This is a genomic window from Prevotella sp. LMAG:51 (assembly GCF_008680225.1).
GTDB lineage: Bacteria > Bacteroidota > Bacteroidia > Bacteroidales > Bacteroidaceae > Prevotella > Prevotella pectinovora.
The window spans coordinates 1-16084 of record NZ_NALQ01000007.1 but is presented as its reverse complement, the minus strand read 5'-3'; the positions used below and the strand labels follow the sequence as shown (position 1 = coordinate 16084).

The following is a 16084-nucleotide window of genomic DNA, read 5'->3' as shown; positions in this document are numbered from 1 at the left end:
TGCAAAGATAATGCATTTTCTTCAATGTTAAGTTTGCCAACTCACACTTTTTTTATTAATTTTGCCACGTTTTAATTACTACCATCAAATGTCAGACATTACCATCAATAAAGAATTGCCATTGACGCTTTTTGCCGACAGTGGCAGTACGAAGACAGACTGGTGTCTCGTTTCAGGCAGACAACCGGTATTCAGTTGTCATACCCAAGGCATAAATCCTGCACATCAGACAGAAGAACAGATCAGAAATATCCTGGTAAGAGAGTTGCTGATGCAGTTCAGGGCCAACGTTGCGGAGTTGTGGCATGAAAGTCGTGGCAATGTTGATGTGCGTTTCTATGGGGCGGGATGTCGTGGCGAAGCAGCCAAATCGTTGAAGGCAATATTGGTGGGCTGTCTGTCTGTTGCAGATGGTAAAGTCTTTGTAGACAGTGACTTGATGGCTGCGGCTCATGCTCTTTGTGGAGGTGAGGAAGGTATTGCATGCATTCTTGGAACAGGAGCCAACTCCTGTTTGTTTGATGGCGAGAAGATAGTAGCCAATATATCACCACTGGGATATATACTCGGTGACGAGGGTAGCGGGGCCGTTCTCGGGAAACTTTTCTTGAATGCCGTTTTCAAAGGCGGACTGCCGAAAACCTTGTGTGAGGAATTCCTTGAATCTACAAATCTTGATTTGGACGATATCATAAGGCGTGTCTACAAGGAACCGCTGGCAAACCGTTTTCTTGCTTCTTTGTCGCCGTTTATTTATAAACACCTCGATGTGCCGGAATTAGAGGCGATCGTCGTGGAAAACTTCAAGGCTTTCTTTGTCAAGAATGTTGACCGCTATGAAAGAAAAGACCTTAAAGTAAATGTTGTGGGTAGTGTGGCACATTATTACGAAAAGCAACTTGTCGAAGCAGCAAGACAATGCGGATATACCGTTGGGAAAATAATCAAAAGCCCGATGGAAGGATTGGTTGCTAACGTGTTGAAATGAAATATTTAAAAACCTAAAAATCTATATCAAATGAAAACTTTCAAAATAGGCCTGCTGCCTAAGATTATCATTGCCATTGTCTGTGGTGTACTGTTCGGAATGTTTTTGCCGGGAGAGGTCGTCAGGGTGTTCCTCACGTTCAACGGTATTTTCAGCCAGTTCCTTGGCTTCCTTATTCCATTGCTGATTCTCGGACTTGTTGCTCCAGCTATTTCCGACATCGGTCAGGGAGCCGGCAAAATGTTGATTGCCACTACAGCTTTGGCTTATTTCGCTACGGTGACATCTGGACTCCTGTCTTATGCGGTTAGTGAGCTTACGTTCCCGTCGCTTATTGACACACAGACTACGGCGGCGTCGTTGGCGACGACAGAGGCGATGGCTCCGTTTTTTACCGTTGAGATACCAGCTCCAATGAATGTTATGACAGCCCTTGTGTTAGCTTTCACCCTCGGTCTGACAACGGCAACAATGCAGTCTGTGGCGTTGAAAAACGTTATGAAAGACTTCATGCAGGTAATCATCAAGACAATCAATGTGGCAATAATTCCACTTTTGCCGATATACATTTTCGGTATATTCCTCAATATGGCATACACCGGTGATGCAGCACGCGTATTGACAGTATTCGTGAAAATCATCGGAGTGATTTTCGTGATGCATATCTTCTTGCTCATATTCCAGTATTGTGTAGCAGGCGCATTTGTGGGAAAGAATCCGTTCAGACTCTTGGGACGGATGCTGCCGGCTTATTTCACAGCGCTCGGAACACAGTCTTCAGCTGCCACTATTCCCGTGACTCTCCGACAGACTATAGCCAATGGAGTGAATAAAAGCATAGCGGGTTTCGTCATACCTCTTTGTGCAACAATCCACATGTCGGGAAGCGTGATGAAAATCGTTGCCTGTGCCATGGCGCTCATGATGATGCAGCATATATCATACGATTTCGTCACCGTTATAGGATTCATTCTGATGCTTGCAATATCTATTGTCGCTGCTCCGGGTGTTCCTGGTGGAGCAATAATGGCATCTCTCGGTGTACTGGCTTCAATATTGGGCTTCACAGAGGCAGACCAAGCCCTTATGATTGCCCTATATATCGCAATGGACAGCTTTGGAACTGCATGTAATGTGACAGGAGACGGTTCTCTGGCTTTGCTGATAGACAAGTGGTTTGGAGGTAAGGATAAGTCGGAGAAATAATCTTATTTTACGATTTGTTTACCTTTCATTGCAGATTATAATATAAAATATGTATCTTTGCAAATGATTTTGACAGTCAAATTTTTTATTTAATAAAATATTTATGTATTTTATCCTATTTATTACCGTTATCTTGACGGCAGTTGTATTGGTTGTAGGAGCGTATGTAGTTGCGAAACTCATTGGCCCTAGGTCGTACAACCCAGTGAAGGGACAGCCTTTTGAGTGCGGTATCCCAACGCGCGGCACATCATGGGTGCCAATGCATGTGGGTTACTACCTCTTTGCCATTCTCTTCCTGATGTTCGACATCGAGACAGTGTTCCTATATCCATGGGCTGTGGCAGTCAGCAAGTTTGGTCCAATGGCTTTGTGTAGCATTGGATTCTTCCTCTTAGTGTTGGTGTTTGGCCTTGCTTATGCTTGGCGGAAAGGAGCGTTGGAATGGAAGTAAGAAAACCCGTTATCAAAAGCATTCCTTACAACGAGTTTAAGGACAATGACACTCTCGAGAAGATAGTAGACCAACTTCATGAAGGCGGTTGCAATGTGGTGCTCGGTTCCCTTGATCAGGTGATCAATTGGGGAAGAAGCAACTCGTTGTGGTCGCTCACTTTCGGTACCAGTTGCTGTGGTATCGAATTCATGTCCGTGGGTTGTGCGCGCTATGACTTCTCGCGTTTCGGATTTGAGGTGACACGTAACTCTCCACGTCAGGCAGACCTTATCATGTGTGCCGGTACTATCACAAACAAGATGGCACCGGTATTCAAGCGTCTTTATGATGAGATGGCTGAGCCAAAGTATGTCGTTGCCGTCGGAGGATGCACCATCAGTGGCGGACCTTTCAAGAAGAGCTACAATGTAGTGCGTGGTATCAATGAACTCGTGCCTGTTGATGTGTATATCCCAGGCTGTCCTCCACGTCCTGAGGCAATCCTCTATGGTATGATGCAGCTCCAGAGAAAGGTTAAGATCGAGAAGTTCTTTGGTGGCGCTAATCACAAGATGACAAAGGAGGAGAAGGAACTTTCAATGAGCAAGGGAGGTCTCCGTGGATTGAGCAACGAGAACCTTCAGGATTCTCAGAAGCTCGGACATCTGGAGCCAATCATCGTGACTGATGTTCCCGCTGATTTCAAAGTCGGCGACCTCGCTGATTCTGAGAAAAACCAAACTGTATAATATAATAAGGTATAAGACATGAAACTGAATAATATAGAACTCACTTTCGAAAACTTCGCCAATGAGATGGCCAAGCTGAAGAACGAGAAGCATTTCGATTACCTTGTTACTATAATCGGTGAGGACTTCGGTGAAGAAGGTCTGGGTTGTATCTACATTCTTGAAAACACTCAGAACAATGAGCGTTGTTCCGTAAGGACAATAGCCAAGAAAGTGGATGGTAGCGATGTTATCCCTACCGTAACAAACCTCTGGAAAGCCGCAGACTTACTTGAGCGTGAGGTATTCGACTTCGTAGGAATCAAGTTCCTTGGACATCCAGACATGCGCAGACTCTTCTTGCGTACTGATTTCGTGGGACATCCATTGCGCAAGGACTTTGATATGAGTCCGGAAGCAAACAAGTTCCCTCTGACTGATGAGCCAGAGGACGATTTCACAGTAGAGTATTCACTCGACAAGGATGGTCATTTGGTGGAAACAAAGCATCGCTTGTTTGAAGAGGACGAATATGTAGTAAATATCGGTCCTAACCATCCGTCAACTCACGGTGTGCTGCGTTTGCAGACCGTTATCGACGGTGAGACTGTAAAACGCATTTATCCTCATCTCGGATATATCCACCGTGGTATAGAGAAAATGTGGGAGGGAATGACTTATCCTCAGACATTGGCTCTTACAGACCGTCTTAACTATCTCTCTGCAATGATGCATCGTCATGCTCTCGTGGGTGTGATTGAAGAGGCGATGGGAATAGAATTGTCAGACCGCATCCACTACATCCGTACTATCATGGATGAGCTGCAGCGTATCGACAGCCACTTGTTGTTCTTGGGCTGTACAGCCCAGGACCTTGGAGCACTCACAGCATTCTTGTATTGCATGCGCGACCGTGAGCATGTGCTCAATGTGATGGAGGAGACAACTGGTGGTAGACTCATTATGAACTACTATCGAATCGGTGGACTTCAGGCTGACATCGATCCTAATTTCGTTGATAATACAAAGAAACTCTGCAAGTATTTGAGACCTAAGATTCAGGAGTATCTCGATGTGTTCGGAGATAACGTCATCACACATAAGCGACTTGAAGGCGTTGGCCCTATGGATAAGGAAAACTGTATCAACTATGCGGTGACTGGTCCTGCAGGACGTGCTGCCGGATGGAAGAACGATACACGTAAGCGTCATCCATACGATTGCTATGACAAAGTGAACTGGGAGGAGATTACCATGACAGGTTGTGACTCTATGGATCGCTATTATGTTCATATCAAGGAGCTTTATCAGAGTCTTGATATTATCGAACAACTTATCGACAACATCCCAGAGGGAGAATATTACATCAAGCAGAAACCAATCATAAAGGTTCCTGAGGGACAGTGGTATTTTTCTGTAGAGGGTGCAAGCGGTGAGTTCGGAGTATATCTTGACTCAAGAGGTGACAAGAGTCCTTATCGTATGAAGATGCGTCCGATGGGTCTTACTCTGGCAGGTGCTCTCGATTCGATGTTGCGTGGACAGAAAATCGCTGACCTCATCACAACCGGTGCGGCTATCGACTTCGTAATCCCTGACCTTGACAGATAATCGAAAAATGAATTAAGGGGTTGGAAACATTCGATGTATTCTAAACTCTAAAATCAAAATTTATATTATGTTTGACTTTAGTAACGTAACAATATGGTTCGACGCTCTTCTCCGCCAGACTATTGGACTTGGAGATTTCTGGTCGATCCTTATCGAGTGCATACTGGTTGGCGTACTTATTCTTGCAGGTTATGCCATACTTGCTATTTGCTTGATTTTCATGGAACGTAAGGTTTGTGCTTACTTCCAGTGCCGACTTGGTCCGATGCGTGTCGGTCCATGGGGTATATTCCAGGTTTTTGCCGACGTTCTTAAAATGCTCATCAAGGAGATTTTCACTGTAGACAAGGCTGACAAGCTGCTGTATTTCGTGGCTCCGTTCCTTGTTATCATTGCTTCTGTGGGCACCTTCTCTTTCTTGCCATGGAACAATGGCGCAGAGGTGCTGAACTTCAACGTTGGTGTGTTCTTGCTGACAGCGGTGTCAAGTATCGGTGTGGTTGGTATCTTCCTCGCCGGTTGGGCAAGTAACAACAAGTATAGTGTCGTTTCGGCTATGCGTGGAGCTGTTCAGCTCATATCTTACGAAATGTCTCTCGGCTTGTGTCTCATTACTGCAGTAATACTTACAGGTACAATGCAGGTGAGCGGTATCGTTGAAGCACAGGTCGGACCATGGAACTGGCTAATCTTCAAAGGTCATGTTCCTGCTATTATAGCCTTCCTGGTTTTCCTCGTAGCTGGTAATGCAGAAGCAAACCGTGGTCCGTTCGACTTGGCTGAGGCTGAGAGCGAGTTGACAGCCGGTTATCATACAGAGTATTCTGGTATGGGATTCGGTTTCTATTACCTTGCAGAGTATCTTAACCTCTTCGTGGTATCTGGAATCGCAACTACTGTATTCCTTGGAGGATGGGCACCTGTAAATATCGGTATTGAAGGTTTCGATGGAATCATGAACCTCATCCCTGGTATCGTATGGTTCCTTGGCAAGACTTTCGCCGTTGTTTGGTTGCTTATGTGGGTACGTTGGACTTTCCCACGTCTGCGTATTGACCAAATATTGAAACTTGAGTGGAAATATCTCATGCCGCTTTGTCTCATCAACTTGGTGCTTATGACTATCATTGTGGCATTTGGCTGGCACTTTTAAATAAGGAGTTTAAATAGATATGGAAGATAATAATAAATCATATTTTGGAGAAATTGGTTCTGCTGTAAAGACTCTCGCCATTGGTATGAAGACTACTCTTACTGAGTATTTCACCAAGAAGAGCACTGAGCAGTATCCTGAGAACCGCAAGACAACGCTCCATGTGTCGGCTCGCCATCGTGGTAGACTTGTTTTCTCACGCGACGAGAACCAAAACTACAAATGCGTTGGCTGCACATTGTGTGAGAAGGCTTGTCCTAATGACTCGATAAAGATTCTTACAGAGATGGTGGAGGACCCTGAGACGGGCAAGAAGAAACGCAAGTTGGTTGACTATCAATATGATCTCGGAGATTGCATGTTCTGTGAACTATGTGTCAATGCATGCAATTTCGGTGCCATTCATTTCACGAATGACTTCGAGAACTCTGTATTTGATAGAGACAAACTCGTTCTTCACCTTGACAAGGAGGTATATACCGGAGGAAGCCTTCCTAACCTTATAGATGGTGGAGCACCTCTTGAAATCGGTAAGTTTAACACCAAAACAAAATAAGGAGGACATAAGAAATGGCTAATATTATAATGTTTGGCATTCTTGCCGTAGTAATTCTGGGTTCTGCTGTTATGTGTGTCGCCACAAAGCGTATCATGCGTGCAGCCACATTCCTGCTCTTCGTTTTGTTCGGTGTTGCTGGATTGTATTTTATTCTTGACTACACTTTCTTGGGTGCTGCCCAGTTGAGTATCTATGCTGGTGGCATCACGATGATGTATATCTTTGCTATTCAGCTCGTTAATCGCCGTACACTTCAGGGCTTGGTAGAGCATGTGAAAGGAAGCCGTGCCATTGGTGCTGCTCTTGTAACTCTCGCTGGCTTCCTTACAGTGACTATTGTTCTGCTCAAGAATGAATTCTTGTTCAGAGCATGTGAGGTTGCTGACGAGGAGGTTCCAATGAATGTCATTGGTGAGGCTCTTGTTGGAAGCGAGAAATACCAGTATGTTTTACCGTTTGAGTTCATTTCTGTATTCTTGCTCGCTTGCATTATCGGCGGCATCGTTGTGGCTCGTAAAGAAAAGGAGGATAAATAATTATGGTACCTGTAGAATGTTATTTTGTGCTTAGCGCACTTCTGTTCTTCATCGGCGTTTACGGATTCGTCACTCGTCGTAACTTGATAGCAATGCTTATCTCCATTGAGCTTGTGCTCAATGCTGTAGACATCAATTTCGCTGCCTTTAACAGACTGCTCTTCCCTGGCGAATTCGAGGGCTTCTTCATGACCCTTTTCTCAATGGGCGTAAGTGCGGCAGAAAGTGCAGTGGCTATCGCTATAATTATTAATGTTTACCGTAATTTCCACAGCGATCAGGTGAACAGTATTGAAAACATGAAATATTAATAAGTTATGGATTATACATATTCATTGTTGATACTTCTCTTGCCATTGTTGAGTTTCCTCGTCATTGGCTTGCCCGATTTTGCGGGAAACAAGTATGCATGGTCGCATAAAACAGCCGGTCTTATCGGAACCTGTTCTATTGGATTGGTTACTGTGTTGAGCTATATCACAGCTTTCCAGTATTTCACAGCTCCGCGTTTGGCTGACGGAACTTTTGCGACATTAGTACCATACAATTACACTTGGTTGCCACTCGGTAATCTTCACTTTGATTTAGGTATCCTTCTTGATCCTATTTCAGTGATGATGCTGATTGTCATTTCCACAGTTAGCTTTATGGTGCACATTTATTCATTTGGCTATATGCATGGTGAGAAGGGCTTCCAGCGCTATTACGCTTTCTTGTCTCTCTTCACAATGTCAATGCTAGGACTTGTTCTGGCTACCAACATTTTCCAGATGTATATGTTCTGGGAGCTCGTGGGTGTCAGCTCATATCTTTTGATCGGATTCTATTATGGATTGCATGCAGCAGTTCATGCTAGTAAGAAGGCATTTATAGTGACTCGTTTCGCTGATATGTTCTTCTTGATCGGTATTCTCATCTTCGGATATTATACAGGTTCATTTAACTTCTCTTTCACTGGAACTGAAGTTCATATAGCAGAGGGAATGACAGCATTCACAACCTGTGATGCTTCACGTGCCGCAGCCGCAGGAGGTTTCATTCTTCCTACAGCTCTCGTGCTGATGTTTATCGGAGGTGCTGGTAAGTCTGCCATGTTCCCACTTCACATCTGGTTGCCAGATGCTATGGAGGGACCTACACCTGTTTCTGCGCTTATTCATGCTGCGACCATGGTGGTTGCAGGAGTAGTGCAGATTGCTCGTCTGTTCCCTATTTGGATTGAATATGCTCCACAGGCAATGGAAATAGTCGTGTATGTAGGTGCGTTTACTGCTTTCTATGCTGCTGCTGTGGCATGTGCACAGAGTGATATCAAGCGAGTACTTGCATTCTCTACGATTTCTCAGATTGCCTTTATGATGGTGGCACTTGGCGTTTGCTTGCCAGGTCATCATGGTGCTGTTCTCGACAATCATGCTCAGCTTGGATATATGGCATCTCTATTCCATCTCTTCACACATGCTATGTTCAAGGCTTGTCTTTTCTTGGGTGCTGGTTGTATCATTCATGCTGTTCACTCAAACGAGATGTCTGCGATGGGTGGTCTGAAGAAATATATGCCTATTACCCATGCCACATTCTTGATTTCCTGTCTTGCCATCGCGGGTATTCCATTCTTCTCAGGCTTTAGCTCTAAGGATGAGATTATCACTGCATGTTTTGAGCATTCTCAGTTCATCGGTTGGTGGATGACTGGTGTTGCCGCTATGACAGCGTTCTATATGTTCCGTCTTTACTATGGTATTTTCTGGGGTACAGAGAATAAGGAACTTCATGCTCATCACACTCCACACGAGGCTCCGCTGACAATGACCTTCCCATTGATATTCTTGAGTATTATTACCGTCGGCGTTGGTGTCTTCACTACGCTTGGTGGTTTCTTGGATTGGAGCTGGGCAAGCTTCGGTGAGATAGTAAGTGCTGCAGGTACTGCATATACAGTACATTTCGCTCCTCAGGTAGCTATCACTTCTACAGTAATTGCCGTTATTTCAATTGCTCTTGCTACATATATATATAAGGGTGAGAAACAGCCGATTGCTGACAAGTTGTATAAGACATTCCCTCGTCTTCATCGTTGGGCTTACAAACGTTTCTATATGGATGAAGTCTATATGTTTGTCACACATAAGATTTTGTTCCGTTTTGTATCTCGTCCGGTTCAGTGGATTGATGAGCATATCATCAATGGTCTCATTGATTTCAGTGCATGGGGTGCAAACGAAGCTGGCGAGAGTCTCCGTCCTTGGCAGAGTGGTGATGTACGTCAATATGCCGTTTGGTTCCTGACTGGAGCTGTTGCATTAACATTAGTATTACTTAGCATATTATAAGAACGATGAGTATATTAAGTATATTTGTAGTAATCCCAGTTTTGATGTTGCTCGGCCTTTGGGCTGCCCGTGACATCAAGCAGGTCCGTACGGTGATGGTCATAGGATCATCATGTCTGTTGGCAATGTCAATTTGGTTGACATTACATTTCATTGGAGAGCGCGCTGCAGGAAACACTGAAGAGATGATTCTTCAGTCATCTACAGTTTGGTTTGCTCCTCTTCACATCAACTATGCAGTTGGTGTTGACGGTATCTCTGTAGTGATGTTGCTTCTTTCAAGCATCATCGTCTTTACAGGAACTTTCGCTTCGTGGAAATTACAGCCTTTGACGAAGGAATTCTTCATGTGGTTTACATTGCTTTCTACTGGAGTTTATGGTTTCTTCATCAGCATCGACCTTTTCACGATGTTCATGTTCTATGAGGTTGCCCTTATTCCTATGTATCTATTGATTGGTTATTGGGGATCAGGAAGAAAAGAATATGCAGCAATGAAGTTGACTCTTATGTTGATGGGTGGATCTGCACTTATCATCTTGGGTCTTGTTGGTATCTATTTCTTTAATGGTGCTTCAACAATGAACATTCTGGAGATTGCTCATAACAATCATATTCCTGATACAGTACAGAATGTTCTGTTCCCATTCGTGTTCATTGGTTTCGGAGTGCTTGGTGCTTTGTTCCCATTCCACACTTGGTCTCCTATCGGTCACGGTTGTGCACCTACTTCTGTGTCAATGCTTCATGCTGGTGTGCTTATGAAACTTGGTGGTTACGGTTGTTTCCGCATTGCCATGTTCCTGCTTCCTCATGCGGCTCAGGATTTGGCTTGGATATTCCTTATCCTTACCACAATTTCTGTAGTATATGGTGCTTTCTCTGCATGTGTACAGACAGACTTGAAGTTTATCAATGCTTATTCTTCAGTCTCTCACTGTGGTCTTGTGCTTTTCGCACTACTCATGATGACAAAGGTATCTTGCACAGGTGCAATACTTCAGATGCTTTCTCATGGTTTGATGACCGCTTTGTTCTTTGCCCTTATCGGTATGATATACGGCAGAACACATACACGTGATATCCGCAAGCTCGGTGGTCTGATGAAGATCATGCCATTCCTTTCAGTAGGATATGTCATTGCTGGTCTTGCCAACCTTGGTTTGCCTGGTTTCTCTGGTTTCATTGCCGAAATGACAATTTTCACAGGTTCATTTGAAAATCCAGACACATTCCATCGTTGCTGTACGATAATTGCAATCACTTCAATTGTTGTTACCGCGGTTTATATCTTGCGTACAGTAGGTTTCATCTTGTTTGAGAAAGTCAAGGATGAGCACTATCTCACATTGACAGATGCAACATGGGATGAGCGCTTTGCTGTTTGCTGTTTGATATTCTGTGTTGCAGGTCTTGGATCATTCCCATTGTGGGCAAGCAATGCAATTACAGATGCAGTGACACCAATTCTCCAAGTCGTTAACTTATAATTAATCAGTAGGACAAAATGGATTATAGTCAGTTTTTTAATATGATACCAGAGACTGGCCTTATTGCAGTGCTGGTAATAGTATTCCTCGCCGATCTTATTCTGAAAGGTGAGAAGAAACATTCTGTGTTGAGCCTGCTGACAGGCGCTCTCTTCATTTGTCAGACAGCTCTCTGCTTCTATGCAGAACCAGCTTCTGTCTTTGGTGGATGCTATGAGTCAACTCAAGCAGCCAATGTTATGAAGATAATTCTTACAGCTGGTGCGTTCATCGTTCTGGTGATGTCACAGTCTTGGCTTGAGCTTGCTGACGTGAAGAACAAGGAAGGTGAATATTATGAACTCATCATTTCAACCCTCTTGGGTATGTATGTGATGATTTCTTCAGGACATTTCCTTATGTTCTTCTTAGGATTGGAAATGGCATCAGTTCCTATGGCATGTCTGGTGGCTTTTGACAAGTTCAAGAAGAATTCAGCTGAGGGCGCTGCCAAGTTTATCCTTACGGCAACATTTTCAAGTGGTGTAATGCTTTATGGTATTTCATTTATCTATGGTGCCGTCGGTACATTGTATTTTGGTGATGTAGCAGCACAAATCAGTGCTTCGCCACTGACAATTCTTGGCTTGGTGTTCTTTTTCAGCGGACTTGGTTTCAAGATTTCTCTTGTTCCATTCCACTTCTGGACTGCTGATACCTATCAGGGTGCACCAACAGCAGTAACTGGTTATCTTAGTGTAGTTTCAAAGGGAGCTGCAGCGTTTGCTCTGATGACGATTCTTATGAAGGTTTTCGCACCGATGGTTGAGTATTGGGAATATCTTATGTATATAGTAATTCTGCTTACCATCACCATTGCTAACCTCTTTGCTCTCCGTCAGAAGGAGTTGAAACGATTCATGGCATTTAGTTCTATTTCTCAGGCTGGATACATAATGCTTGCTGTAATAGGAAACAGTGCAATGGGTCTTACAGCTCTCATGTACTATGTGTTGATTTATGTTGCAGCCAATATGGCAGTTTTCACTATTATCAATGTTGTAGAGACACGTGGAAATGGCAATACTAAGATGAACTGCTACGATGGGTTCTATGGAACGAATCCAAAACTTTCGTTCTTGATGACCTTGGCTTTGTTCTCTCTTGCAGGTATCCCACCTTTCGCAGGAATGTTCTGTAAGTTCTTCGTGTTCATGGCAGCTGCTGAACAAGGTTCAACATTGGCATACCTTGTTGTATTCATTGCTTTGTTGAACACAGTACCAAGCTTGTACTACTATCTGAAGATTGTGAAGTGCATGTATATCAATCAGACCGAAACACCGTTGCCAACGTTCAAGAGTGACAACAATACTCGTTTTGCTCTTGCACTTTGTACTATAGGCATATTACTGTTTGGAGTTTGTAGCTGTGTTTATGATTGGCTGGCACAAGCAGCAGGAATGTGATTTATTTGATATAATAAAAAATGATGTCAAATTCAATATTGGATTTGGCATCATTTTTTTTATTGTTTTTTTGACATATTTTCAATTGTTTATTCTTATGTCAAAAAAATACATTACCTTTGCCAACCATTCAGAAATAATTATTTCGAGTTAAACTAGTAAACAAATAATGAACATCCCTATAAGGTTTCTTTTACTCTTTTGTGTGTTGATTTGCAAGAGCTGTCTTCTTTCGGCTGTTAATGGACATGACTTGAATATTGTGATTCTTGGAGATTCAAACACCTCTATTGGTGGAGATGATTGTACGAACCCTAAAGGTTGGACAAAATGGTTTGCAGATAAGATTTCTCCCAAGACATGTAAAAGCTATGCAAGAAGTGGTGCTACTTGGACGAATACTGTCAGAACCCGCTATGACATAGTAGAAAACACACAAGTCCTTTCAGACAACAATGTGATATTCAATCAGATGAACAGATTGATAACTGCTTGTGATAACCAACAGCAGCCTTCGCCAGACCTGATACTGATTGCCGCAGGTACAAACGACGCATGGTTTAACAGTAAGCGTCCTGGGATATTTTCGAAAACAGTAGAACAGGCATTCGGTACACCTAATACATTTAATGCACCTCAGAAAGTTTCTTCTGTAGTGTCTTTAGCAGGTTCCGTCAAATTGATTTGTGAGAAACTGATGTCCCGATTTCCTGATGCCCAAATAGTGCTCCTTTCACCTATGCAGACTACGAAAGCATCCTATGATATTATCAATAAAGTTGGAAATATTCTTGAAGAATGTGCCCATCGTATGTCAATTCCTATAATTAGGCAGGATTATATTACAGGTGTGTATTCTTCCAGAGAGACGAATGGCTATTTTTTGACAGTTGATGGCACTCATACATCAGAGAGAGGTGCTCGGCGAAACGGATATCTCATTGCCAATCAGATTACTTCCTTGTTGTGCTATTAATTTACTTGTTTTAGTTTTCACGAAATCTTTTTCAAACATAATAATCTCAGCAAATGATATTTTCTGATCTCTTTTTTCTCTTCGCTTTCCTTCCGGCTTTCTTTCTATGTTATCTATTGGCAGCGGTCGGTGATAAGGAACTGTTTTCAAGTAGAGTTTCTGCTTTAGACCCGTCACAAATGGCATGTAGAAATGTTCTCAAGAATGCTGTTCTTGTTGTTTTCTCGTTGATTTTCTATGCATGGGGTGAACCAGTCTATGTGTTCCTTATGCTTTTCAGTTCTTTGATAAATTATATATCAGGTCTAAATATAGCTGGCAGGATGCAGTCAAGACGAAAGACTGCACTCGTTGTGGGTATAAGCTTAAACCTTTTGATGCTCGGCATATTCAAGTATCTTGGTTTCTTTGCGGGAATACTTTCTGATTTGGGGATGAATATCAAGGTCCCCAATATAGCTTTGCCTATAGGTATCAGTTTTTACACCTTCCAGTCTATTTCGTATCTTGTAGATGTTTACAGGAACGAATCTCCTGTTCAGCGTCGTTATCCAGACCTGTTGCTTTATATATCAATGTTTCCACAACTTGTTGCCGGTCCAATTGTGCGTTATGGTACAGTGGCAAATGAGATAGCCAATCGTCGTGTCAATAGCAGGGACATTGCAGATGGCTCATACCGCTTCCTTATCGGTCTTGGGAAAAAGGTAATCTTGGCAAATCAGCTTTCTGAGATTTCTGACCAATTCCTTGTCAATGGTCTGAATGATTTAACCACGACAGGAGCTTGGTTGGGTATCGTAGCGTTTACATTCCAGATATATTTTGACTTCTCTGGTTATTCTGATATGGCTATCGGACTCGGCAGAATGTTGGGTTTCCATTTCAATGAGAACTTCAACCATCCTTATTGTTGTGATACTATAACTGATTTTTGGCGTCGATGGCATATTTCGCTAGGTAGCTTTTTCAGAGATTATGTATACATTCCAATGGGAGGAAACCGTAAACATCAGGCCGTCAACATCCTTGTCGTATGGTTCCTTACAGGAATGTGGCATGGTGCGAGTTGGAACTTCATCATTTGGGGTGTATATTTCGGCATAATAGTGATGACGGAGAAATACACTCTGCTGAAAGTTAAGGACAACATACCATCTCCCTTGCTCCATTTATATAGCCTGTTGCTTGTAGTGATAGGATGGGGAATATTCTATTTTGATGATTTCGGCAGAATGCTCGTCTTTTTCAAGAGTTTCTTTGGAGGAGGCAAAACGTTTGATAGCTTTGTCACTCACAGCGCTTTTCTCGACCATTTCTGGATATGGGTAGCAGCTATAGTGTTCTCAATGCCGTTGCGCAAGACCGTCTCCTCTTTTGTGCTTCATAGACAAGAAGAATCATCGGTTCCCTCTGTTTACAATGCCATGTCGCTCATTGTAAAGACGGTATTCTCCGTTGTTATGCTTGTTGTATGTGCTGCACTACTCGTTGGTGCAACTAACAATGCCTTTATTTACACTCGTTTTTAATGATGAAATGATATATCAAATGAAAAGAATAAGACTAATCTTGCTTCTGTCTTTTGCTGCATGTTCAATAATGCCAGTGTTTTCACAAATTCAAAAGCAAGAATCCCAATATTCCAATGCGGATACAATTAATGATGACTCCAAATATGAAGTACGCAGAGCGCGTGCCGGCATAATTGTAATCGACAACGGAGCCGAAACTCGGGCTTTCGAACCCTTTGGCGGAACACAAGTTGGAGCAATGTCATACGCAGAGATGGTAAACAGTTATAAGCAGGCATTTGGTGATAGCGTTGCGGTTTATTGTATGACAATTCCCAATGCAGTAGCTTACTATTGTCCTGAAGAACAGCGCTCATGGACAAATAATGAGAAGTCCGTTCTTGATAAGCTCTATGCAAGCCTCGATAATACAATAATACCGGTGAAAATCTACGATGAGTTGGAATCTCACAAAAGTGAGCCTATTTATTCCCGTACAGACCATCATTGGGCTCCATTAGGTGCATATTATGCATCGCGTTGTTTTGCAAATGCTGCAGGTGTGAATTTCAGACCCCTTTCATCCTATGATGCCCAGACGGTGCACAACTACGTAGGAAGTATGTACACCTTCTCTAAAGATATTGCCGTTAAGAATGCACCAGAAGATTTCGTCTATTATATGCCTCAGGGAATAGACTACAAGAGTTGGTTTATCAATTATACGTTGAGTAAAGGCAAGACGGTAGGTGAAAGTGCTCCTATTGAACGAAACTTCTTCATACATTATAAAGACGGTAGTGCCGGCGCATATTGTACCTTTATGGGAGGAGATACCCGTACTGTCAAGGTAGTGACAGGAAACAAGAATGGAAGACGGCTTATGATATTGAAGGACAGTTATGGAAATGCACTTCCTGCATATCTATTCTATGGCTTTGAAGAAGTGCATGTGGTAGATTTTCGTTATTTCCCTCACAGTATACGTAAATATGTTGCTGACAATTCAATAACAGATGTCTTATTTGCCAATAACTTGATACACGCTTGTTCGCCATCTACGACAAGGAAATATCTCAATATGCTGGCCCGATGAATGGAGGCTG

The 16084-nt window shown here is 42.9% G+C and carries 15 protein-coding genes; all 15 read left to right on the top strand.

Annotated features, from left to right (window positions below; translation table 11 throughout):
• Window positions 1-121: 121 nt before the first annotated feature.
• A complete protein-coding gene (locus CCC32_RS02945) occupies window positions 122-988 on the top strand; it encodes a hypothetical protein (protein ID WP_044080320.1) in 867 nt (288 codons plus the stop codon).
• A 30-nt stretch (window positions 989-1018) separates the two neighbouring features.
• Window positions 1019-2194 (top strand): dicarboxylate/amino acid:cation symporter, encoded by a 1176-nt coding sequence (locus CCC32_RS02940; RefSeq protein ID WP_287072202.1) that lies wholly within the window; start codon window positions 1019-1021, stop codon window positions 2192-2194.
• Between the two features lie 103 nt (window positions 2195-2297).
• A complete protein-coding gene (locus CCC32_RS02935; protein ID WP_022315983.1) occupies window positions 2298-2648 on the top strand; it encodes an NADH-quinone oxidoreductase subunit A in 351 nt (116 codons plus the stop codon).
• Window positions 2639-3379, top strand: coding sequence for an NADH-quinone oxidoreductase subunit B (locus tag CCC32_RS02930; RefSeq protein WP_287072200.1), 741 nt, complete (start codon window positions 2639-2641; stop codon window positions 3377-3379). Before CCC32_RS02935 ends, CCC32_RS02930 begins: the two co-directional genes overlap by 10 nt.
• A gap of 18 nt (window positions 3380-3397) precedes the next feature.
• Window positions 3398-4969, top strand: a complete 1572-nt coding sequence (locus CCC32_RS02925) for an NADH-quinone oxidoreductase subunit D-related protein (protein WP_287072198.1) — start codon at window positions 3398-3400, stop codon at window positions 4967-4969.
• A 67-nt stretch (window positions 4970-5036) separates the two neighbouring features.
• Window positions 5037-6122, top strand: coding sequence for an NADH-quinone oxidoreductase subunit NuoH (gene nuoH, locus CCC32_RS02920; protein ID WP_044074523.1), 1086 nt, complete (start codon window positions 5037-5039; stop codon window positions 6120-6122).
• Window positions 6123-6141: 19 nt separating this feature from the next.
• Window positions 6142-6678: a NuoI/complex I 23 kDa subunit family protein gene (locus tag CCC32_RS02915; protein WP_044074524.1), complete on the top strand. Its 537-nt coding sequence runs from the start codon at window positions 6142-6144 to the stop codon at window positions 6676-6678.
• Between the two features lie 14 nt (window positions 6679-6692).
• Window positions 6693-7217, top strand: a complete 525-nt coding sequence (locus CCC32_RS02910) for an NADH-quinone oxidoreductase subunit J family protein (RefSeq protein ID WP_287072195.1) — start codon at window positions 6693-6695, stop codon at window positions 7215-7217.
• Window positions 7218-7219: 2 nt separating this feature from the next.
• Window positions 7220-7528: an NADH-quinone oxidoreductase subunit NuoK gene (nuoK, locus tag CCC32_RS02905; RefSeq protein WP_022315977.1), complete on the top strand. Its 309-nt coding sequence runs from the start codon at window positions 7220-7222 to the stop codon at window positions 7526-7528.
• Between the two features lie 6 nt (window positions 7529-7534).
• A complete protein-coding gene (gene nuoL, locus CCC32_RS02900) occupies window positions 7535-9550 on the top strand; it encodes an NADH-quinone oxidoreductase subunit L (protein WP_022315976.1) in 2016 nt (671 codons plus the stop codon).
• A 5-nt stretch (window positions 9551-9555) separates the two neighbouring features.
• Window positions 9556-11040: a complex I subunit 4 family protein gene (locus CCC32_RS02895; protein WP_287072194.1), complete on the top strand. Its 1485-nt coding sequence runs from the start codon at window positions 9556-9558 to the stop codon at window positions 11038-11040.
• A gap of 17 nt (window positions 11041-11057) precedes the next feature.
• Window positions 11058-12488, top strand: coding sequence for an NADH-quinone oxidoreductase subunit N (locus CCC32_RS02890; protein ID WP_287072192.1), 1431 nt, complete (start codon window positions 11058-11060; stop codon window positions 12486-12488).
• Window positions 12489-12657: 169 nt separating this feature from the next.
• Window positions 12658-13464 carry an SGNH/GDSL hydrolase family protein gene (locus tag CCC32_RS02885; protein ID WP_287072190.1) on the top strand — a complete coding sequence of 269 codons (807 nt, stop codon included), beginning with the start codon at window positions 12658-12660 and terminating at the stop codon, window positions 13462-13464.
• A 53-nt stretch (window positions 13465-13517) separates the two neighbouring features.
• Window positions 13518-14996, top strand: coding sequence for an MBOAT family O-acyltransferase (locus CCC32_RS02880; RefSeq protein WP_044074528.1), 1479 nt, complete (start codon window positions 13518-13520; stop codon window positions 14994-14996).
• Between the two features lie 19 nt (window positions 14997-15015).
• Window positions 15016-16074: a DHHW family protein gene (locus CCC32_RS02875; RefSeq protein WP_287072188.1), complete on the top strand. Its 1059-nt coding sequence runs from the start codon at window positions 15016-15018 to the stop codon at window positions 16072-16074.
• The last annotated feature ends 10 nt before the right edge of the window (window positions 16075-16084 follow it).